Origin of the sequence: Pseudomonas sp. GV085 (assembly GCF_003050925.1) — a bacterium.
GTDB lineage: Bacteria > Pseudomonadota > Gammaproteobacteria > Pseudomonadales > Pseudomonadaceae > Aquipseudomonas.
On the sequence record NZ_QAOV01000006.1, the window covers coordinates 268,353 to 288,008 of the forward strand.

At 59.2% G+C, this 19,656-nt stretch carries 20 protein-coding genes; 8 read left to right on the forward strand and 12 right to left on the reverse strand.

The annotated features are described in order from the left end of the window. Positions 1-47 precede the first annotated feature (47 nt). Positions 48-1,139 (forward strand): polyamine ABC transporter substrate-binding protein, encoded by a 1,092-nt coding sequence (locus C8K63_RS15405; protein WP_108217483.1) that lies wholly within the window; start codon positions 48-50, stop codon positions 1,137-1,139. 21 nt (positions 1,140-1,160) lie between these two features. Beyond that, on the forward strand, positions 1,161-2,120 hold the full coding sequence (gene speB / locus C8K63_RS15410) for an agmatinase (RefSeq protein ID WP_108217484.1): 960 nt from the start codon (positions 1,161-1,163) through the stop codon (positions 2,118-2,120). Between the two features lie 116 nt (positions 2,121-2,236). On the opposite strand, the gene C8K63_RS15415 is transcribed toward speB, so the two are convergent. Continuing rightward, on the reverse strand, positions 2,237-3,289 hold the full coding sequence (locus C8K63_RS15415) for an aldo/keto reductase (protein WP_108217485.1): 1,053 nt from the start codon (positions 3,287-3,289) through the stop codon (positions 2,237-2,239). 159 nt (positions 3,290-3,448) lie between these two features. On the opposite strand from C8K63_RS15415, the gene zapE reads away from it, so the two are divergent. The 3 genes from zapE (at position 3,449) to C8K63_RS15430 (ending at position 5,773) form a co-directional block, all read left to right on the forward strand. Then, positions 3,449-4,567, forward strand: coding sequence for a cell division protein ZapE (gene zapE, locus C8K63_RS15420; RefSeq protein ID WP_108217486.1), 1,119 nt, complete (start codon positions 3,449-3,451; stop codon positions 4,565-4,567). Positions 4,568-4,582: 15 nt separating this feature from the next. After that, positions 4,583-5,164, forward strand: coding sequence for a DinB family protein (locus C8K63_RS15425; RefSeq protein ID WP_108217487.1), 582 nt, complete (start codon positions 4,583-4,585; stop codon positions 5,162-5,164). A 117-nt stretch (positions 5,165-5,281) separates the two neighbouring features. Further along, positions 5,282-5,773 (forward strand): GNAT family N-acetyltransferase, encoded by a 492-nt coding sequence (locus tag C8K63_RS15430; RefSeq protein ID WP_108217585.1) that lies wholly within the window; start codon positions 5,282-5,284, stop codon positions 5,771-5,773. A gap of 81 nt (positions 5,774-5,854) precedes the next feature. Here C8K63_RS15430 and C8K63_RS15435 read toward each other — a convergent pair whose 3' ends face one another. Next, on the reverse strand, positions 5,855-6,064 hold the full coding sequence (locus C8K63_RS15435) for a hypothetical protein (protein ID WP_108217488.1): 210 nt from the start codon (positions 6,062-6,064) through the stop codon (positions 5,855-5,857). 186 nt (positions 6,065-6,250) lie between these two features. Then, positions 6,251-6,433 carry a DUF6026 family protein gene (locus C8K63_RS15440; protein WP_108217489.1) on the reverse strand — a complete coding sequence of 61 codons (183 nt, stop codon included), beginning with the start codon at positions 6,431-6,433 and terminating at the stop codon, positions 6,251-6,253. Positions 6,434-6,705: 272 nt separating this feature from the next. Here C8K63_RS15440 and gnd point away from each other — a divergent pair, with 272 nt between their 5' ends. Both gnd and zwf read left to right on the forward strand, forming a co-directional pair. Then, positions 6,706-7,686 (forward strand): phosphogluconate dehydrogenase (NAD(+)-dependent, decarboxylating), encoded by a 981-nt coding sequence (gene gnd / locus C8K63_RS15445; protein WP_108217490.1) that lies wholly within the window; start codon positions 6,706-6,708, stop codon positions 7,684-7,686. After that, positions 7,683-9,197: a glucose-6-phosphate dehydrogenase gene (gene zwf, locus C8K63_RS15450; RefSeq protein WP_108217491.1), complete on the forward strand. Its 1,515-nt coding sequence runs from the start codon at positions 7,683-7,685 to the stop codon at positions 9,195-9,197. Before gnd ends, zwf begins: the two co-directional genes overlap by 4 nt. A gap of 49 nt (positions 9,198-9,246) precedes the next feature. Here zwf and nhaB read toward each other — a convergent pair whose 3' ends face one another. The 3 genes from nhaB to C8K63_RS15465 form a co-directional block, all read right to left on the reverse strand. Further along, a complete protein-coding gene (gene nhaB, locus C8K63_RS15455; RefSeq protein WP_108217492.1) occupies positions 9,247-10,749 on the reverse strand; it encodes a sodium/proton antiporter NhaB in 1,503 nt (500 codons plus the stop codon). 78 nt (positions 10,750-10,827) lie between these two features. Then, positions 10,828-12,117, reverse strand: a complete 1,290-nt coding sequence (locus C8K63_RS15460; protein ID WP_108217493.1) for a hypothetical protein — start codon at positions 12,115-12,117, stop codon at positions 10,828-10,830. Between the two features lie 287 nt (positions 12,118-12,404). Continuing rightward, on the reverse strand, positions 12,405-12,671 hold the full coding sequence (locus C8K63_RS15465; protein WP_108217494.1) for a hypothetical protein: 267 nt from the start codon (positions 12,669-12,671) through the stop codon (positions 12,405-12,407). 342 nt (positions 12,672-13,013) lie between these two features. Between C8K63_RS15465 and C8K63_RS15470 the strand changes: the two genes are divergently transcribed. After that, the gene (locus tag C8K63_RS15470; RefSeq protein ID WP_108217495.1) at positions 13,014-14,339 is read left to right on the forward strand and encodes a sigma-54 dependent transcriptional regulator; all 1,326 of its coding nucleotides are present in this window, start codon (positions 13,014-13,016) and stop codon (positions 14,337-14,339) included. 57 nt (positions 14,340-14,396) lie between these two features. On the opposite strand, the gene C8K63_RS15475 is transcribed toward C8K63_RS15470, so the two are convergent. The 6 genes from C8K63_RS15475 to C8K63_RS15505 all read right to left on the reverse strand — a co-directional run bounded on the left by C8K63_RS15475 (position 14,397) and on the right by C8K63_RS15505 (position 19,369). Beyond that, positions 14,397-15,704 (reverse strand): transporter, encoded by a 1,308-nt coding sequence (locus C8K63_RS15475; protein WP_108217496.1) that lies wholly within the window; start codon positions 15,702-15,704, stop codon positions 14,397-14,399. Positions 15,705-15,750: 46 nt separating this feature from the next. After that, on the reverse strand, positions 15,751-16,524 hold the full coding sequence (locus C8K63_RS15480; protein WP_108217497.1) for a hypothetical protein: 774 nt from the start codon (positions 16,522-16,524) through the stop codon (positions 15,751-15,753). A gap of 26 nt (positions 16,525-16,550) precedes the next feature. Beyond that, the gene (locus C8K63_RS15485) at positions 16,551-17,231 is read right to left on the reverse strand and encodes a C39 family peptidase (RefSeq protein WP_108217498.1); all 681 of its coding nucleotides are present in this window, start codon (positions 17,229-17,231) and stop codon (positions 16,551-16,553) included. Positions 17,232-17,441: 210 nt separating this feature from the next. Next, a complete protein-coding gene (locus C8K63_RS15495; protein WP_108217500.1) occupies positions 17,442-18,287 on the reverse strand; it encodes a heme utilization protein in 846 nt (281 codons plus the stop codon). 64 nt (positions 18,288-18,351) lie between these two features. Then, positions 18,352-18,930: an adhesin gene (locus C8K63_RS15500; RefSeq protein ID WP_108217501.1), complete on the reverse strand. Its 579-nt coding sequence runs from the start codon at positions 18,928-18,930 to the stop codon at positions 18,352-18,354. Position 18,931: 1 nt separating this feature from the next. Further along, positions 18,932-19,369 (reverse strand): hypothetical protein, encoded by a 438-nt coding sequence (locus tag C8K63_RS15505; RefSeq protein ID WP_108217502.1) that lies wholly within the window; start codon positions 19,367-19,369, stop codon positions 18,932-18,934. Between the last annotated feature and the right edge of the window lie 287 nt (positions 19,370-19,656).

The window sequence follows — 19,656 nt, forward strand, 5'->3', positions numbered from 1 at the left end:
ATCCGACGACGCATCCTGCAACCACTTCTTCTGGTCAGGTGTTCGTCATGGCTCCCATGTTCAAGCTGTGTTTACCCGCGCTGTTGCTCGTCGTTGCCGCTTCGGCCCAGGCCGAGGACAAGGTGGTCAATCTGTACAGTTGGGCCGATTACGTCGCCCCCGAAACCCTGCAACGGTTCGAGCAGGAGACGGGGATTCATGTGCGCTACGACACCTTCGATGCGCCGGAGGTACTGGAAACCAAGCTGCTCACCGGTGGCAGCGGGTATGACGTGGTCGTCCCGTCGTCCAGTGTACTGGCGCGCGGCCTGGCGGCAGGTGCGCTCAAGGCCATCCCCCATGAGGGCCTGAAGGGCTACGCCAATCTTGATCCCGACCTGTTGGAAAAGATGGCCGCGGTCGATCCCGGTAATCGCTATGGCGTGCCCTATACCTGGGGCACCCTGGGGCTCGGGATGAATGTCGAGGAGGTGAACAAACGCCTGCCGAATGTACCGCTCAACAGCCTGGACCTGCTGTTCAAACCGGAATACGCCAGCAAGCTGAAGGACTGTGGCATCGCGGTCATTGATTCACCACAGGAAGTGATCGGCCTGGCCTTGCATTATCTGGGCAAGGATCCGTACAGCACCGACAAGAGTGATCTCGACGCGGCCCAAACGTTATTGCATCAGTTGCAACCCTCGGTGCTTTACGTCGCCAGCGGGCGGCAGATCAACGATCTGGCCAATGGCAGCCTCTGCCTTGCGCTGACCTACAACGGTGACGCGAGCATGGCCGCCGACCAGGCACGCAAGGCCAACAAGCCCTATGAAATCGCCTACCGGATTCCCAGGGAAGGCACCATCGTGTGGCAGGACAACCTGGCGATCCCCAAGGACGCGCCACACCCCGAGGCTGCCCACCAGTTCATCGAATTCATGTTGCGCCCCGAGTCCGTCGCGGCGCTGACCAACACGCTATTTTTTGCCACCGCCAACCAGGCCGCCACGCCGCTGGTGGATGAGGCAGTGCGCACAGATCCGGACATTTACCCACCCGCCGATGTGCGTGACCGGCTTTACGCCGACCGCAGCATGAGCCTCAAGGACATGCGCCAGCGCACCCGCTTGTGGACCACTTTCCGTAGCCGCCAATAACCAGAAATGAAGGAGCCTTCAATGGACGCCCCTGTGCAAAACGATCAAGCCATCACCCGTGACAGCCTTTACGGCACGGCCGCCGAAAGTACATACGGTGGTATCACCAGTTTCATGCGCCGGCGCTACAGCCGCGACTTGCGCGGGGTCGATGTGGCGGTCAGTGGTGTGCCGTTCGATACGGCCACCAGCAACCGCCCCGGCGCACGCTTCGGACCACGGGGCATTCGTGCGGCCTCGACCGGGATTGCCTGGGAACGGCACTGGCCGTGGACGTTTGACCCGTTCGATCACCTGGCAGTCATCGACTACGGCGATTGCGACTTCGATTTCGGCTCGCCGCAATCGACACCGGAATGCATCGAGGCTCACGCCGAGCACATCCTCAATGCCGGCAGCGCGATGCTGACTTTCGGCGGCGACCATTTCATCACCTATCCGTTGCTCAAGGCCCATGCCCGCAAGCACGGGGCGCTTTCGCTGATCCACTTCGACGCCCACAGCGACACCTGGCCGGACGAAGAGGGCAAGCGCATCGACCACGGCACCATGTTCTGGCACGCGGCCAGGGAAGGGCTGGTCGATCCGTCACGCTCGGTACAAATCGGCTTGCGCACCACCAACGATGATCATCAAGGCTTTCAAGTGCTCGACGCGCGGCAGGTGCATCGCCGTGGCTGCGAAGCGATTGTCGAGGCGATTCGGGCGCGGGTCGGCGACAACCCGGTGTACTTGACCTTCGACATCGACTGCCTCGATCCGGCGTTCGCTCCGGGTACCGGAACCCCCGTGTGCGGCGGCTTGAGCACGGTGCAGGCGCTGGAGATTCTCGGCGGACTGCGCGGGATCAACCTGGTGGGCATGGACGTGGTGGAAGTGGCTCCGGTCTATGACAGCGCGCAGATCACGTCACTGGCAGCGGCGACGCTGGCGATGGAGATGCTGTGTCTGTATGCGGCCAGGCATAAGGTCGATAAGTAGTACGCGGTCGAAATGTAGGAGCGAGCCTGCTCGCGATAGCGATCGTTCAGCCAACATGGATGTTGAATGTTCCGCCCTCATCGCGAGCAGGCTCGCTCCTACAGTTTTGATGGGTGTCAGGCCACCGGAATGATTGGCAGGTCGAGGATCTGGCCACCGCTGAAGCGCGCGGATGAACCGCTGATGGATTCATGCGGTACGCCTTTGGCCACGTCACTGACGCCATCGAGTCGTGCCAGTTGGTCGGTGCTCAACTGCACATTCAGCGCGCCCAACGTGGCATCCAGTTGCTCCCGGGTCCGGGAGCCGAGGATCGGAATCAGCGCCGTGGTCGAGCGTTTGGCCTGTTCCCGCAGCCAGGCAATGGCCACGTGGGTCGGGCTGGCGTCCAGTTCTGCGGCAACACTGATCAAGGCGTCGAGCAGGGCGGTTTCCCGGGCGCTTTTTTCGGCATGAATCAGCACGCCGAGTTTGTTCGCGCGGTTGTCGCCTTCACTGTTGCGATACTTACCGGTGAGGAAGCCGCCACCCAGCGGCGACCACAAGGTCGCGGCCAGACCCAGGGCCTCGGCCATCGGCAGTTGCTCACGCTCAGCAGTACGTTCAGCGAGGCTGTACTCGACCTGGATCGCGGCAATCGGCGCAAAACCGCGCACCTCGGCCAAAAGGTCGGCGCGAGCGATGCGCCACGCGGGGAAGTTCGACAGCCCGGCGTAATGAATCTTGCCGGCACTGACCAGGTCGTCGAAGCCGCGCAGGATCTCCTCCATGGGCGTGACGCCATCGCTCATGTGGGCCCAGAACAGGTCGATATGCTCGGTCTTCAGGCGTTTAAGGCTTTCTTCGACGGCGCGCACCATGTTCTTGCGACTGTTGCCAGTGTGGGAAATGCCGGCCGCGGGTGTAGTCCCGAGGGTGTATTTGGTGGCGATGACCAGGCTATCCCGTTCTGCGGCGATGAACTCGCTGAGCATGGCCTCGGACTGCCCGCCCTGATAACCGTTGGCGGTATCGATGAAGTTGCCGCCGGCCTCCCGATAACCCTCAAAAATGCGTTTTGCTTCGTCACGCTCGGCGCCATGGCCCCAACCGGTACCGAAATTACCGGCGCCCAGGGCCAGTTCGGAAACACGCAAGCCGGTTTTACGACCGAAGACTTTGTAATGCATGGGATGACTCCAGGGGGCTGGCGACAGGATTTAATAGATTGTTTGCGACATCTATAAAATATGATGGTAGTAATCTAATGCGTCAAGATGCTTTTCCTTCCTGCACAAAACCGCCGATCACCGGTCGCGTTTTCCATGCGCAATGGCATACTGCCGCCCATGACTATCGATTCCCCCTTAAGCGCCTGGCAGCACGCCATCGAACAAAAGGGCTTCGTCCAGGACGAGGCCCAGGAATATGCCGTGTGGGCGCTGCAAAAATGCCACGAAGCGCTGCATGAAGGCCGTTCGCCCATTTCCGGCGTATACCTGTGGGGGCCCGTGGGGCGGGGTAAAACCTGGTTGATGGACCAGTTCTACCAAAGCCTGCGGGTACCGGCGCGGCGCCAACACTTTCACCACTTCATGGGCTGGGTGCACCAACGCTCGTTTCAACTGACCGGCACCGCCGATCCGCTCAAGGCGCTGGCTCGTGAATTGGCCGAAGAAGTGCGCGTGCTGTGTTTCGACGAGCTGTTCGTCAACGACATCGGCGACGCGATCATTCTCGGGCGCCTGTTTCAGGTGATGTTCGAGCAGGGCGTGGTGGTGGTCTGCACCTCCAACCAGCCGCCGGACCAGTTGTACGCCGACGGATTCAACCGTGACCGCTTCCTGCCTGCCATTGCGGCGATCAAGCAGCATATGCAAGTGATTGCAGTGGATGGCGGGGAAGACCATCGCCTGCATCCGGGTGCCGGATCGCAACGTTATTGGGTGGCCGACCCCGATAAACCCGGCGCTTTGGGTGAAGTGTTCCAGACATTGAGCGTTGGCCAGTCAGTATCGAGTGAGTCGGTCAGGGTCGGTTTCCGTTCCCTTGAGGTGATCAAGGCCAGCCCGGCCGTGCTCTGGACCCGTTACGCCGCGCTGTGCGAGCAACCCTTCGCGGCCATGGACTTCATCGCCCTGTGCGATACCTACAGCGCTATTCTGTTGAGTGACGTGCCCAACCTCAGCGCGCAGAAACGCGCCGGGCGCATTGCCCGTGGCACCGAGGACGGTGTCGAGCGGGTGGAAGCGGGGGACCGCGAGTTGCCGCAGCTGTCGGTGCATGACGACGGTGTGCGACGCTTCATCGCCTTGGTGGACGAATGCTACGACCGCAAGGTTCCGCTGTACCTTGAAGCGCGGGTGCCAATGGCGTCGCTTTACACCGAGGGATATCTGGAGTTTCCGTTCCGCCGCACCCTCAGTCGATTACAGGAAATGCAACTGCAACGGTTTGCCGAAGTTTGATCGGGAGCAGCGAACATGAATCAGCCCCTGTCGCACCATTTGCTGACCATGGCCTATCAGAACGCCTGGGCCAATCACCGACTGGCCAAGGCCTGGCGTCAGTTGAGCCCGCAGGAACTGAGCGCACCCCGGGTCAGTTTCTTCCCGACTATCCGCGCCACCCTCAACCATATCCTCACCTGTGACTGGTTTTATGTGGACGCCCTGGAGCGCGAACTGCGCGGCGACGATCCGCATCCCGATTGCCAGGTGTTTTTCAAGGAAGACGAGCCCTGTCTCGTGGCGCCGGACCTCGTTCGCGAACAGGCCCACGTCGACCGCCGGCTGATCGCCTACTGTGAGCAGATGCGCGACGCCGACCTCGGCAAAATCGTGACCATCGCCCGCGACACCCCACAGCACGACAGCCGTTTGCGCCTGCTGTCCCATTTGTTCGAACACCAGATCCATCACCGCGGCCAGGTTCACGCCATGCTCAGTGGCACTTCGGTCAAGCCACCGCAACTCGACGAGTTTTTCTGCGCCGGTGAGTCGCACTTGCGGGCCGAAGACTTTGCCGAACTGGGATGGACCGAAGCCTTGATCTGGGGCGCTTGAGCACCAGAGATTTCTGCGGTTGCGATTGTCGATACCACGGTGCTCGCGCTATGGTCAGCGCGCACTTCAGCGTGAAATACATGCTGGAGGCTACTTCATGTGTGATCGAGGATGGAAATGGACTCCGCAGAAATTCTTGTGCTTCAGGCCAGTTACACCAATCCGGTGCACGCCGAGGCTATTTGTCTGGTGTTGAACCACTACGCCGAGGACCCGATGGGGGGCGGCCAGCCGTTGCCAGCCCATGTACTGGCGCAACTCCCGGCAGAGCTTGCCCGGCGTCCCCACGCTTTCAGTGTGCTGGCCTTTGTCGGGGGCGAGCCGGCCGGGCTGGTCAATTGCTTCGAGGGGTTTTCCACCTTTGCCTGCCGGCCGCTGGTCAATGTGCACGATGTGTCGGTGGTGAAAAAATTTCGCGGCTTGGGCTTGAGCCAGAAGATGCTGCAAAAGGTCGAGGACATTGCCCGTCAGCGTGGTTGCTGCAAGCTCACCCTGGAAGTGCTGGAAGGCAATGCCGTGGCGCAGGGGTCGTATGAAAAAGCCGGTTTCGCTGCTGGCGTGTTCGACCCGGCCCACGGACGGATGCTGTTCTGGACCAAGAACCTCTGACTCGACAGGCAAAGAAAGGGCGTCCATCAGGACGCCCGAGGGTTTTCTCCGATCGCAGAGCCGCGGTCAGAAGTCCACGGATCATTTCGGTCTGTAGGTTTCAGTCATTTGTGCGGTTTGATCATCGGGCACCCGCAGCTCAGTGCCTTGGATGGGGTGGCCCAAGGCTTGTTGCTGGGCCAGTCGCAGGCTTTCGTAGTAATAGCGCATGCGTTCGGCTCCACCTTCGGCAAAAGCGCTGGCGGAGCCCAAAGCCATCAGGCCGGCGAGGATCAATGTGGTGTGTTTCATGGTGTGCCTCCCACTGAAGTTGTCGGATGCCTTTCGTCCATGAATCAATGAAGCAGTGTCGAAATGGCATTATCCGCTGATTCGATTAAATAGAAATCAGCTTCACCAACAGTCTTCTTTGCCGAGGGTGGCAGGGCGTGAGCCGGTGCGGAAGCAGTGCAGACTGCTCCCGCTTGAAAGGAGGGGTCAGGCGAGTGGGGCGCGTTGCGTCACAGCCAGGGGCTGCACCTGATTGGCTTGCAGCAGCAGTCGCAACTGCGCCAGCTCCTGTTTCAATTGATCGCGTTCGTCCTTCAACTGGCGCAATTCATCACGACGGATAGTGACGTAAAGGGTTTGTGCTGGCAGTGCGGTGTGTACTGTGCCCATTGCTCACCTCGCAAATGGCGTGTCTCAACTGTAGAACCGCCTCGAAAACAACGGCTGATCTACTATCGGCGCCAATTTTGATTTCTTTTGCCCCTGAAGGGAACTTTTTTATTTTTCATGGTCGTTGTGTCTTCGGCTTGATTCCCGACGTTATCCATCAGGATCGGGCACAATGCCCGGAAACTTCATGCCAACGCTCTGGACTAACCTCATGAGTCGCGTTGGGCTATAACCTTTGACACACTTTTATTTGTAGTAGGGAGCATCAGCACATGCAACTCGGGATTATTGGACTGGGCCGCATGGGCGGCAATATTGCGCGGCGCCTGATGCTCAACGGGCACACCACCGTTGTTTTTGACCGCAATACCGCCTTTGTCGAAGCCCTGGCCACAGACGGCTCCACGGGCGTCACCGATCTGCCAGCGCTGGTCGCCGGCCTGGACAGGCCGCGTGCGGTCTGGGTCATGCTGCCGGCAGGCGCACCGACCGAAGAAACCATCGACACCCTGAGCACCTTGCTCGAAGCCGGCGACACCATCATCGACGGCGGCAACACCTTCTATAAGGACGATATCCGCCGGGCGAAAACCCTGTCGGAAAAAGGCCTGCACTACATCGACGTAGGTACCTCCGGTGGCGTCTGGGGCCTGGAGCGCGGTTACTGCATGATGATTGGCGGCGATGCCGAGACCGTTAAGCGCCTCGACCCGCTGTTCGCAACCCTGGCCCCGGGCCTGGGCGACATCCCGCGCACCAGGGACCGCAAGTCCGACGACGATCGTGCCGAGCGTGGCTACATTCACGCCGGTCCCGCTGGCGCCGGGCATTTCGTGAAGATGATCCACAACGGTATCGAGTACGGAATGATGCAGGCCTTCGCCGAAGGCTTCGACATCCTGCAAACCAAAAACAGCGAGAACCTGGCGCCAGACCAGCGTTTCGACCTGAACGTCGCCGACATCGCCGAAGTCTGGCGTCGTGGCAGCGTGGTGTCCTCGTGGTTGCTCGACCTGACTGCCGACGCCCTGGCCAGCGATCCAAAGCTCGACGGTTACTCCGGGTCCGTGGCCGACAGCGGTGAAGGGCAATGGACTATCGAAGCCGCCATGGAGCAAGCGGTACCGGTGCCGGTGCTGTCGAATTCGCTATTCTCCCGCTATCGCTCGCGTGGGCAAGGGACCTTTGGCGACAAGGTTCTCTCGGCCCAGCGCTTCGGTTTCGGCGGCCATGTGGAGACCTCGAAAAAATGACCCATGCGATCCGCAGGAAATCCAAGGCTGAACCCGCACCACCGACGACGCTGTTCCTGTTTGGCGCCCATGGTGACCTGGTCAAGCGTCTGTTGGTGCCGGCGCTGTATAACCTCAAGCGCAACGGGCTACTCGGGGATGGACTGCGGATCATCGGCGTTGACCACAACGCCATCAGCGATGAAGGCTTTGCGCAAAAGCTTGAAGACTTCATTCGAAACGAGATGGCTGGCAAGGGTGACCACACCCTTGATCCAGCGGTCTGGTCCAGGCTCGCCAAAGGCATCAGCTACGTCCAGGGCGACTTCCTGGACGACAGCACTTATCAAGCGCTGGCGGCGAAAATCGCCGACAGCGGAACCGGCAATGCGGTGTTCTACCTGGCCACCGCACCGCGATTCTTCAGTGAAGTGGCACGCCGCCTCGGTACCGCCGGCTTGCTGGAGGAGACCCCCGAGGCGTTCAGAAGGGTCGTGATCGAAAAGCCCTTTGGCTCTGATCTGCAAACGGCCGAGGCCTTGAACGCCTGCCTGCTCAAGGTGATGACGGAAAAGCAGATCTACCGGATCGATCATTACCTGGGCAAGGAAACCGTGCAGAACATTCTGGTCAGCCGTTTTTCCAACAGCCTGTTCGAAGCGTTCTGGAACAATCACTACATCGATCACGTGCAGATCACCGCCGCCGAAACCGTCGGCGTGGAAACCCGTGGCAGTTTTTACGAGCACACCGGCGCCCTGCGGGACATGGTGCCCAATCACCTGTTCCAGTTGCTGGCGATGGTGGCGATGGAGCCTCCCGCCGCGTTTGGTGCCGATGCGGTGCGCGGCGAGAAAGCCAAGGTCGTCGGCGCGATCAGGCCCTGGACGGTGGAGGAGGCCCGCGCCAACTCGGTGCGCGGTCAATACACTGCAGGTCAGATCGACGGCAAGGCACTGCCGGGCTATCGCCAGGAAGACAAGGTCGCACCCGACAGCAATACCGAAACCTATGTGGCCCTCAAGGTCATGATCGACAACTGGCGCTGGGTCGGCGTGCCGTTCTACCTGCGTACCGGTAAACGCATGAGCGTGCGTGACACCGAGATCGTCATCTGTTTCAAGCCGGCACCCTATGCGCAGTTCCGCGATACCGAGGTCGACGAGTTGCAGCCGACCTATTTGCGCATTCAGATCCAGCCCAACGAAGGCATGTGGTTCGACCTGTTGGCCAAGCGTCCCGGTCAGGCCCTGAAGATGGACAACATCGAGCTGGGGTTTGCCTACAAGGACTTCTTCGAGATGCAGCCGTCCACTGGCTACGAAACCCTGATCTACGATTGCCTGACGGGCGATCAGACTCTGTTCCAGCGCGCCGACAACATCGAGAACGGCTGGCGCGCGGTGCAACCGTTCCTGGATGCCTGGCAGCAGGATTCCAGCGTGCGGGGCTATGCCGCCGGGGAAAACGGCCCCAAGGCCGGCGAAGAGTTGCTCTCCCGTGACGGCCGCGTCTGGCACCGCCTCGGATAACACGTATCTTCTGTGGGAGCGAGCTTGCTCCCACATTTTGTTCCGGGGGTTACAGCCAGTAGCTCACCGCATACCACCCGAGCAAGCCCATCACCACGGTGTACGGCAACGCCATCCAGACCATCCGCCCGTAAGACAGGCGCACCAGCGGCGCAATCGCCGAAGTCAGCAAGAACAGAAACGCCGCCTGACCGTTGGGCGTCGCCACGCTCGGCAGGTTGGTGCCGGTGTTGATCGCAATGGCCAACGTCTCGAAATGCTCACGGGTCATCTCACCCGCCATGAAGGCGCGCTTCACTTCGGTGATGTAAATGGTTGCCACGAACACGTTGTCGCTGATGGCGGACAGCAGGCCGTTGGCAATGAACAGCATGCCCGGTTGTTGGTCCGCCGGCAGCGTCAGCACCCAGTGGATCAGCGGGGCGAACAGTTGCTGATCGTGAATCACCGCAACCACGGCGAAAAACACCACCAGCAATGCGGTAAATGGCATGGCGTCCTTGAACGCTGTGCCCAGGCGGTGTTCGTCGGTGATACCGGTGAAGGCGGTGATCAACACGATCACCATCAAACCGATCAAACCCACTTCGGCGATGTGAAACGCCAGCCCGGCAATCAGAATCAATGCGGCAACGCCTTGCACCAGCAGTGCTGCACGTTGGCGTGTGGTGCGCTCGGCATTGTCTTCGGCGGCATAGTTGGCCAGCACCGCACGGACGTTATCCGGCAGCAGCGTGCCGTATCCGAACCAGCGCAGCTTTTCCAACAGCACGCATGTCACCAGTCCGGCAACCAGCACCGGTAGGGATACCGGCGCAACCCGGGTAAAGAAGTCGGAGAAGTGCCAGCCCATTTCATGGCCGATCAGCAGGTTCTGCGGTTCACCGACCAGCGTGCAGACTCCGCCCAATGCGGTGCCCACGGCACCGTGCATCAGCAGGCTGCGCAGAAAGGCGCGGAACTGTTCGAGATCCCCCTGATGGAGGGTGGGCAGATGTTTGTCGTCGCTGAATTCGCTGTCCTGACGCGGATCGTTACCCGAGGCGACGCGGTGATACACCGAGTAAAACCCGACGGCGGCACTGATGATCACGGCAGTCACGGTCAAGGCATCGAGGAACGCCGACAGAAACGCCGACAGAAAGCAGAACATCAGGGCCAGCAGGGCCTTGGAACGAACCCCCAACAGCAGGCGCGAGAACAGGTACAGCAACAAGTCCTTCATGAAATAGATACCGGCCACCATGAACATCAGCAGCAGGATCACCGGGAAATTGTGCAGCAACTCGTCGTACAGCGCCTGTGGCGTGGTCATCTTCAGCAGCAGGGCTTCAATCAATAACAGGCCGCCGGGCATCAGCGGATAACACTTGAGCGCCATGGCCAGGGTAAAGATGAACTCCAGCACCAGCAGCCAGCCGGCCGCCACCGGCCCTGCGGTCCACAGCACCAGGGCATTGAGAATCAGAAAGCCGATGATGCAGGCCTTATACCAACGTGGCGAGTTCCCGAGAAAGTTGTGCGCGAACGCCTGGGCCATTGAACCGGACATCGGCTGCTCCTTGTTTTAAGAAGCGCGCAAGTTGCCGTAAGCGGGCGAGAAGATCAAGCACAGGAAAAACGCATCGGGTTAGCCCAGAAAGCGTGCGACGACTGCCTTGTAACTGCCCTGCAGCGAATAGCCGCCAGCCACGATGTTTCCATCGGCTTGCACCGTGACACAGGTGGCGGTATCCGGGCCGGAGCCCAGGCGAGTACGCGTACAGCCGCAGCCTTTGCCAAAGCGGCGATCGGGATGGCCGTTGGGCAGGTATCGCCCGACAATGAAGTCTGCTTCAACGCCGCCGATGGTTGCACCCGCCGCCAGCACACAGCCATCGGGCTGTAACTGCGCGGCGATCCACTGGCAGCCTCTGTGACCGATTTGCAGCCGCTGTGGTTGTCCGCCGTTGCAATGATTGTTGGGTCGGCCATCGCTGTGCATTTTAAATGTCAGGCAGTGCATCGGCTCGCAACTGCTGCCAAAACACAGGATGCCACCTTCGTTTTGCTGGACCACCTGACTGACCCGGGCGCCATGCCCTTGTGTTTTGAAGGTCATGAATCCATCCACGGCAAAACGGTCGTCGAGACGGCCGTCAGCGTGATAGCGTGCCAGCAAGCCTTCTTCAGGAAAGTTGATCGATCCACCGACCAGAATTCGGCCATCACGTTGTACCGTCAGGCTGCTGAGCCAGGTATTCATCAGCAGGTGCCTGACCACCACGAAGCCGCTACCGTTGAACGAGCAGTCCAGCGAGCCTTCGACATCCAGTCGTATCAACAGGCCCACGTGATCGGCCAGTTCGTAGTGATGGTTGGCCAGGATCAGGATCCGGCCGTCTTGCTGTACGTCCACATCGCAGGCTTCCGCGCCCGGCACACCGGGCGGCAGCCAGGCATCACGAATGCCCAGGGACAGGCCGCCAGGCAATCGCACGACGCAGCGGCCATTATCGCCAAAGCTCTGAACCAGGCGACCCTGCTGATCCAGCAAGGCGAGTGCCGGGAGCGTGCGGTGCGTGTTTTCGTAGTGCAGCCCGGCCAACAGGATATTGCCGTCGGGCATGACCAGAACCTTGGCGCCCATGGCTTCGAACCCCGGTTTGAATTGGCCGATGACACTACCTTGCTTGCCGAACGCGAGGTCGGCGGAACCATCCTCCAGCAAGCGGGCCAGACCAAAGCGGCTGCCATCGGCCATGGCGACTTTTGCGGCTACCAGCAAGCGGCCCTGCGCATCGATCGCAATATCATTGGCGAGGCTGGAAAGGCTGTCGGCGAAAAACACCTGGGTTTTGCCGTTGGCGGCAAACGTCGCATCGAGGGTCCCGGGAGTGTTCCGGGTGGCGGAGAAGGCAAAAGCGGACCGGATTGACATGCGCCGCATCTCCTTGCGAGTCGTCCTGATCCAGAAGTTTGGGTGGCGACTATGTAGGGAGAATATTCAACCCCTGAATGATGAGATGCGCAATGGTGAGAACTCACAGACGGAGAGTCGTTGTGTGCCACAACAGTGTCTTTTCGAACCAATGGCAAGCCTGCAAAGTACCGGGTGCGCAAAAGTTCGAATGTGTGCGGGAAATGAGTGCGGATCGGTGAAAACGATCAACCCGACTAATGACAGGGGGAAGGGTGCGGATTACCCCGGAGTAATCCGCAAAACGATTAGTGCGGCATCGACCACGACTGCAGTGTGTAACCTTCCTCGCTCAATTCGGCGCGGGCCTGTTCCAGCAGACGTTCAAGTTGTTCAGGGTCGGAGTAGGCACTGCTTGGGATCTGCTTGCGGCCAATGCTGGTGCTGGTGCGGTCGATAACGGTCAGGCTGAGTTCGCCATTACCGTCTTGTGGGGCCCAGGCCACGCATTTGAATGGTTTGAATGCGCGGTCGGCAATCAGCAGTGCTTCGTTGATACGGAGCGGGGCGTTCATAGGGTCTTCTCTCTGTATGCCCAATCAAGTGATGTGCCGTCGGTTGGGCTTACCGTTCGGCTGGTTACTTGTACTGATGTCCGCAACCGGGGTTTGGGTCACACACAATTAAAAGAAATTTCCACTTTATTTCATAGGCTCAAGAATGAGGCTGGCATTGAAAGCGCAATGAAAGGAAAGAGTCGTTAGGTCACTAACATAATCGCAACTTATAACTGGTTTTACAGCGTCCCTATAGTCAAACAGTACAAGACGCTGTCAAATTCTTGCTAATGTTACAGTCAGGTCTGCCAAATGACTGTTTTTAATAAAATTTCTTAAATTTGGCGCCAAGGAACAGTCATGAGCGATGCGCCTGCTTTACGACGTTTATTAGTGGTGGACCCCTGTGACGATTGCTATCGTCTGATCCCAGGATTGCGCGCTATCGGTTGGGACGTCGATAGCTGCACGCTGGCGAACGCCACTGATCGAACCTGTGACGTGGGCTTGCTGCGCTTGCAGCCCTCTCACCTTGAGCACCCGGAAGCCGTCAAGGAGTTGATCAGCCGCAGTGGCACCGAGTGGATAGCCGTACTCAATCAGGAAGTGCTGCGCCTGCAAAATGTCGGCGACTTTGTCTGTGAATGGTTTTTTGACTTTCATACCCTGCCATTCGATGTGTCCCGGGTTCAGGTAACGCTGGGCCGGGCGTTTGGCATGGCGCGATTGCGTGGGCAGGGCACGGTCCATGTTGACCAGCCCGAGCACGAATTGATGGGTGACAGCAAACCTGTCCGTGAACTGCGAAAATTGTTGAACAAACTGGCCCCGACCGAATCTCCGGTGTTGATTCGGGGTGAAAGCGGCACTGGCAAGGAACTGGTCGCACGCACCCTGCATCGTCTGTCCCAGCGTCACAGCAAACCCTTTATTGCGATCAATTGTGGTGCGATTCCCGAACACTTGATCCAGTCCGAGCTGTTTGGCCATGAGAAAGGCGCATTTACCGGCGCCCACCAACGCAAGATCGGACGGATAGAAGCCGCCAACGGTGGCACTCTGTTTCTCGACGAGATCGGTGACCTGCCGCTGGAGTTGCAGGCCAACCTGTTGCGGTTCCTCCAGGAAAAACACATCGAGCGGGTGGGCGGCAGTCAGCCGATTGCGGTGGATGTGCGGGTTCTGGCGGCAACGAATGTCGACCTTGAAGCCGCCATCGAGAAGAGACGCTTTCGCGAAGACTTGTATTACCGCTTGAACGTACTGCAAGTGGCGACCGTTCCACTGCGCGAGCGCCATGGCGACCTGGCGATGCTGGCCAACCACTTTTCCCATTTCTATAGCCATGAAACCGGGCGCCGCCCACGCAGTTTCAGCGAAGACGCATTGATTGCCATGGGCAAGCACGACTGGCCAGGCAATGTTCGCGAACTGGCCAACCGCGTTCGTCGCGGGCTGGTGTTGGCCGAAGGCCGGCAGATCGAGGCCCGTGATCTGGGCTTGATCAGTCCGCATACAATCGCCGCGCCGATGGGCACCCTCGAAGAATACAAGAGCCGGGCCGAGCGCCAGGCATTGTGCGATGTATTGAGCCGCCACAGCGATAACCTGAGTGTCGCCGCCAAAGTATTGGGTGTGTCGCGACCGACCTTCTACCGGTTGTTGCACAAGCACCATATTCGCTGAACCGCAGCCTTGAACAAAAAAACGCTGCGATTGAAATGGCTGCGGGTTTTGTCCGGGTCAGAAGTAGTAAGGCAGTTTCAGGCTGAACTGAAAGTCCGGGGCATCGTCCGTCATGCCGATGGACAGGTTGGGTACGATAGTCAGGTTGTCGGTGGCCGCAATGGTCATGCCGATGTTGAAGTAACCGGCGTTGGCATCGCTGGAGACCACCGATTGCCAATCCCCGCCATCTTCCTTGAGCCTGCTTTTGCGTTGCACCAGGTCAGAGACTGAAAACGACATACTCATCTTTTCGTTCAAGGCGAACGCAATACCGGCGCCAATCTGGAAGCTGTCGCCAATGCGTACTTTGCCCGGTGTCTTGACCGCCGGGTTGGAGCTGATGTCGTCGAAAGACTCCTCCAGATTGTGCGTGTAGGACAGGCTGCCGAACAGCACCGCCGGATCGAACGTCTTGACCAGAGAGATCCCCGGCGTAATCGACCAGACGCCATTACCGGTCGGCAAGGATTCAGGCACGGCCAGGTTGGAGTTATCGGCCACCCGAACCAGCTTGATGCCGAACGGATCTTTGCCGGTCGGCGCCTTGACGCGCAAGGTCACCACGGCATCCGGGGTGTTGACCGACTCGTCGAGGAATTTGTAGGCGATACCGAAGTTGACGTCACCTATGGTCGGGTCTTCTTTGACGGTATCTTCAGTCGTGACGTTGGCGGTGCCGTTATTGCCGCCACCGGACTGGTAGGTGGATTGACGGTAGACCACCGGCACGTTCAGGTCGAACTGCCAGCGATTGTTGAAGTTGTAGCGGCCGGTGAGGTCAAGCGTCCAGGTGTCGGCCTTGATCCGGTCCAGGTTGATGGCGCCCAGAAAGATCGAGTCCAGGGCGAGAAAGCCGTTGAGGATCAGTTGGCGGGTATCGTATCGGGAGTAGGTTATCCCGGTTTCGAAGCTGAATTTGCCACCGCCGAAGAATCCGCTGGCCTCGTCATACAGATTTGAAACGCTTTGCGCCGGTTGTGAGTCATTGGCCAGCGATTGTCCATACGAGCTGCCGCTGCCCCCGGCAGCACTCCCTGAAGCGGCCGCCGCACCGGTGCCGGTGGCGACGTTTGGATTGCCCTTCAGGTCCGCTGGAGACTTGGCCAGGCGTTTAGGGGGAGGAGAAGCCGGCTGGTCTTCAACCTGGCGGATTCGTTGTTCCAGTACCGCCAGGGCTTTTTGCTGGACTTCGTAGCGTTGTTTCAACTCCAGAAGCTCTCGTTTGAGCGCCTCCATTTCCGGGTCAGGTGCTGCCTGCAACATCGCCACGGGGAGTAGGGCACTCAAGCAGACAACTGCACGCAGTGATACTGATCGGTACATGAAATAAGCCGTCCATTTGTGCCCAATGGTCCAGACTCAGCGTAGTTCAATAGCCCATGGTCCGTAATGCGGCGAGTTGATTGAGGTTGCAGTCCAGTACACTCGCACTCGGTCCATTATTGTTGAGCACTACGTTGAGTTGAGTCATGTTGTCGACCACATTGCTGCTGCCCAACAACCGGGTGTTTTGCAGCAACCCGCCTTGGGCGACCTGTTGCAGGCTTGAGCCCTGGTTGTTGTTGGCGGTAATGGCCATCTGAACACCGCCGCTCGTCGCGGATACGGCGACACTGCCTGCGGCATTGCTGCCGGTAATGGTTTGACCGGCGATCAGCGCCTGGCCCTGGCCCTGGCCCTGGCTCGGCACCAGTGCCGGGGCCGTGCTGGCTTCTTTGACGTTGATGGCGATGTTGTTGTTTGCGCTGTTGCCATCGCCTGCAGCCCGTGTGACCTGGGTTATGCCCCGGGAAGTGCTCAGGGCAGCGCCACCCGTCACGTTACCGCTGCCCGACCTGGGCGAGCCGCCATGACCAGATTGCTTGATGGTTGAAACATAGAACTCGGGTTTGACCGTTGCGGCCTGAAGCTGCATCGAGGTGGAGGCTCCGATCAGATCACCACTGGCATTGCGCCAGGTACTGCTCATGACAACACCGAAGCTGATGACCCGCCCCGGCATCACATACCGGCCACGCAGCTCGGCCAGCTCCTGGTCCTTGATTTCGATGGGTCTGAACTCATCAGCAAAACCTGAAGTGTTCGCTGCCAGACAGGCTGCGACCACCCAATACGAGGTTTTCATTTGCTGCTCCCGGAGCATCCTGCCCCCTGTCATCTTGTTGGCGATTAGAAGAAGTCGCTCTGTATGAAACCAAAATCCATCAATTCGGCATCTTTGACTGGGTTGAAGTTATCCATCTTGTTCTTGGCTGTCAGCGGTTCCGGTGGACTGCGTAACGCGTTGGTCTTGTCGTATCCGGGACCGACGATCGCGAAAATAATGCCATTCCAGCCTTTGACAAAGTCATCATGGGCGTAGCGTTTGTGTCCAAGTACGGGGTCGCCGATATAGACCCAGTGCTTGTCCGCCCGCTGCAACACCACGAAGTGCTTGTAGCCGCGAATTTCCATCAATACCACCACCGGAATCGTCACTGCATCGAGTCTTTCCGGCGGGATCTTGTAGCCCCGGGCGCGCATGCCGATGCGCTCGATGTAGCGCTTCATGTCCAGCATGGAAAAACCCTGGGTACGCACTATGTCCTGGTCTGCGGTGACCAGCATGCCCTTGATGATGTGCTCCTCATCGACGTCGAGCCAATAGGCCTGGCGCAGTATCGTTGCCAGCGCGGCGGCGCCGCAGCTGAAATCGGTTTTCTGTTCGACGATGTCGCTGAACTTGCGCTCACGCAAACTCTGCACGTGCTTGTACACCAGCACGCCACCCGGCAGGGCGGCAACCGGCATCTGTGCAGCCTGGGTCAGGCCAGACAGACAGAGCAGGGCGAAAAGGGCAGTCTTACGCATGATCGGTACGCCTTGTGGCTGTGGAAAAGCCCGGTCGCCGGGCAATGCTGTTCAGTTAAGCGAATGTGGCCCTTTGTAGGAGCGAGCTTGCTCGCGATGGACTCAAGAGCGCCGCGGTTACCCAGTAAATACGCGTTATCGTTATCGACCATCGCGAGCAAGCTCGCTCCTACAGCATTGCGGTCGCCGGGGCTTTCATTGCGATCGCGATTACTGGCAAGCCTTGCAGCCTGCGGCGATGGACAGCGAGTTGCTTTGCTGGTTGCCTGCGCCGGACGATACGTTGGCTCCGCCGTTGCCGGAGAAGTTGTTCATCGAGCCTGTTATCGAAGTATTGTTGGTTACAGGGGGTTTCCAGCCATCTGGCGTCATCACTTGTTGAGTGGTTACGCCAGCCAGACCGAATACACCCACAGTCACGAAATCAGTCGTGGTGTTGCCGTTGTTGGAGACGTTCATCCCGGACGTGCTTTGGTTGGCCGCTGCCGCCGCTAGTGCTACACGCCCGCCAGAAACGGCAATCGCCAGGTTGTTTTTCTGTTGGTTGAAGTTGCCGGCGGTCACGTTGATGCCGATGTTGCCGGAACCGCTATTGCCAGCGTTATTGAGCGTAGCGTTGTTGGTGTTGGAGTAGTTCTTGACGGTGTTGCCGGTGCTCTTCTGAGTCGCGCTGGAGGCGGCGACTGCGGTGCCGAAGATGAAGCTTTCGTCAGCCGTGGCAATGGCGGCGGCGTTGTCTTGTTGGTTGCCGTCGCCGGCTGCAACGTTGGCGCCCATGTTGCCGTTGGAGTTGTTCAGGGAGTCATCGACTTTAGCGTCGTTCCTGGTGCCCTGGTTCAATACGCTGTTGTCAGTGCTGTCCTGCGAGTCCATCACGGCTGCCCCGGCGCCTGCTGTAATTTGCAGAGCTTGTTCCAGGGTCGGGACTTTAGGCTGATGGTTGTTGCCATGTCCGTTGCCCTGATCGTGATCATCAGGACCGCCCGCTTGGGCTGCGAATGCCATCACTGCTGCCAGAGCGAAAGCCAGTGGCCTGAGGGCCGTTGTCGGGTTCATGGTATTTCTCCGTGCTTTTTAGTTGGTCAAGTGTTGGTACTTCCCTGATCGCACTGCATCGGGGTCAGTCAGCGACCCGGATGCTCAGGGTATTAGCCATTCGGTTCCCCACCCCGGCACTCTGGTTCACCTGGATCACTCCCCGGCTGCCGGTGAAGGCCTGGTCGCTTGTCACGACCTGGCGACTGCCGTTTTGGGTGCCAGTTGCTCCCGAGTTCGGTAACAACGCCACGTTCTGTTGAGAAAGGGCGCTATCGTCAATGGCTTGCGTTGCAGCGCTGATGCTGATGCGCATGGCGTTGGCCATCTGGTTGTTCGCCCCGGCACCCTGATTGACGCCCAGTACGCCATTGCCATTACTGAAAGAGGTGCCACCGATAGTGGCCGTCGCATCCATCGACGGATTGGCGGGCGTGGTGATTTTCTGCCTGACACTGGTGGTCGCACCGGCTTGGGTACCCATGGCGATCGCGCGGACGTTGGCCTGCTGCTGTTGATCGCCTGTCGCCTGGTTGACGTTGAAGTTGCCGCGGTATTGAGTACCGGAATCCTGGAGGGTGGCGTTGTTCACCGAACTGACGCCGGAATCGGCCATCACGCTGGTGCAGCCGAACAGGGCAAATAACAGCAGGGATCGACTCATCTCATTGGCCTCCGGCCATTCTGCCCAGTGAGCCGAGGCCGCTGCTCATGGCGCGATTGATGGTTGTGGAAATCGCGCTGCCACTGCCACCACCGTGGCCGACGGACATACCGGGCATGCCGTTGGGGTTGGTGACGGCGTTGAGGCCTTGCATGCCACCCAGGCTTTGCCCGTTGCTGTGGCGAAGGGCCGTTCCGGTGGTGACCCCGGCAATGTCGGCGTCGCTGAGTTCGCCGGTGACGCGGGCCGATGGGTTGGCATTGAGAGTGTTGGGGTTGGGATCTCTGCCGCCGCTGCGGCCGATAGGGCTTGGGTGAATGGTGCGATCAAGCACGATGACGCCGTTGCCTTCGGCTTGAGCGTCGAAACTGAAAAGCGTGCCTGCGGCGCTCGCGATCAGCAGCAGGCACGTCAAGGCTTTCTTATTGAGTATCCCCACGACGCTCTTTCCTTCTCATGTAGGCTGGCTCTGGTCGGCTGTGTGAAGGAGTGAGCGAAAGCTGTGCCGGTATTTGAATCTCGTGTTGATTCAATGGCTTATGGATGTCGTCCGGATACCCTTTGTCGAGGATGTTTCAAAGCTGAGACAAAACCCCGCGCAGGCAGCCCGTAAATGCGGATAGACCGCTCTGGAACAAGGGTTTCAGTGATGTTGTATCAATGTCTTAACAAACCCGATGATCAAACGGTGACGGGCGCTGAAATGGGCGGTTTGCGGTAGGGAGG

Excerpts from the sequence above, each read along its gene's own strand:
- C8K63_RS15405 (WP_108217483.1), top strand. The coding sequence starts at position 48 with ATGGCTCCCATGTTCAAGCTGTGTTTACCCGCGCTGTTGCTCGTCGTT.
- speB (WP_108217484.1), top strand. The coding sequence starts at position 1,161 with ATGGACGCCCCTGTGCAAAACGATCAAGCCATCACCCGTGACAGCCTT.
- C8K63_RS15415 (WP_108217485.1), bottom strand. The coding sequence starts at position 3,289 with ATGCATTACAAAGTCTTCGGTCGTAAAACCGGCTTGCGTGTTTCCGAA.
- zapE (WP_108217486.1), top strand. The coding sequence starts at position 3,449 with ATGACTATCGATTCCCCCTTAAGCGCCTGGCAGCACGCCATCGAACAA.
- C8K63_RS15425 (WP_108217487.1), top strand. The coding sequence starts at position 4,583 with ATGAATCAGCCCCTGTCGCACCATTTGCTGACCATGGCCTATCAGAAC.
- C8K63_RS15430 (WP_108217585.1), top strand. The coding sequence starts at position 5,282 with ATGGACTCCGCAGAAATTCTTGTGCTTCAGGCCAGTTACACCAATCCG.
- C8K63_RS15435 (WP_108217488.1), bottom strand. The coding sequence starts at position 6,064 with ATGAAACACACCACATTGATCCTCGCCGGCCTGATGGCTTTGGGCTCC.
- C8K63_RS15440 (WP_108217489.1), bottom strand. The coding sequence starts at position 6,433 with ATGGGCACAGTACACACCGCACTGCCAGCACAAACCCTTTACGTCACT.
- gnd (WP_108217490.1), top strand. The coding sequence starts at position 6,706 with ATGCAACTCGGGATTATTGGACTGGGCCGCATGGGCGGCAATATTGCG.
- zwf (WP_108217491.1), top strand. The coding sequence starts at position 7,683 with ATGACCCATGCGATCCGCAGGAAATCCAAGGCTGAACCCGCACCACCG.
- nhaB (WP_108217492.1), bottom strand. The coding sequence starts at position 10,749 with ATGTCCGGTTCAATGGCCCAGGCGTTCGCGCACAACTTTCTCGGGAAC.
- C8K63_RS15460 (WP_108217493.1), bottom strand. The coding sequence starts at position 12,117 with ATGTCAATCCGGTCCGCTTTTGCCTTCTCCGCCACCCGGAACACTCCC.
- C8K63_RS15465 (WP_108217494.1), bottom strand. The coding sequence starts at position 12,671 with ATGAACGCCCCGCTCCGTATCAACGAAGCACTGCTGATTGCCGACCGC.
- C8K63_RS15470 (WP_108217495.1), top strand. The coding sequence starts at position 13,014 with ATGAGCGATGCGCCTGCTTTACGACGTTTATTAGTGGTGGACCCCTGT.
- C8K63_RS15475 (WP_108217496.1), bottom strand. The coding sequence starts at position 15,704 with ATGTACCGATCAGTATCACTGCGTGCAGTTGTCTGCTTGAGTGCCCTA.
- C8K63_RS15480 (WP_108217497.1), bottom strand. The coding sequence starts at position 16,524 with ATGCTCCGGGAGCAGCAAATGAAAACCTCGTATTGGGTGGTCGCAGCC.
- C8K63_RS15485 (WP_108217498.1), bottom strand. The coding sequence starts at position 17,231 with ATGCGTAAGACTGCCCTTTTCGCCCTGCTCTGTCTGTCTGGCCTGACC.
- C8K63_RS15495 (WP_108217500.1), bottom strand. The coding sequence starts at position 18,287 with ATGAACCCGACAACGGCCCTCAGGCCACTGGCTTTCGCTCTGGCAGCA.
- C8K63_RS15500 (WP_108217501.1), bottom strand. The coding sequence starts at position 18,930 with ATGAGTCGATCCCTGCTGTTATTTGCCCTGTTCGGCTGCACCAGCGTG.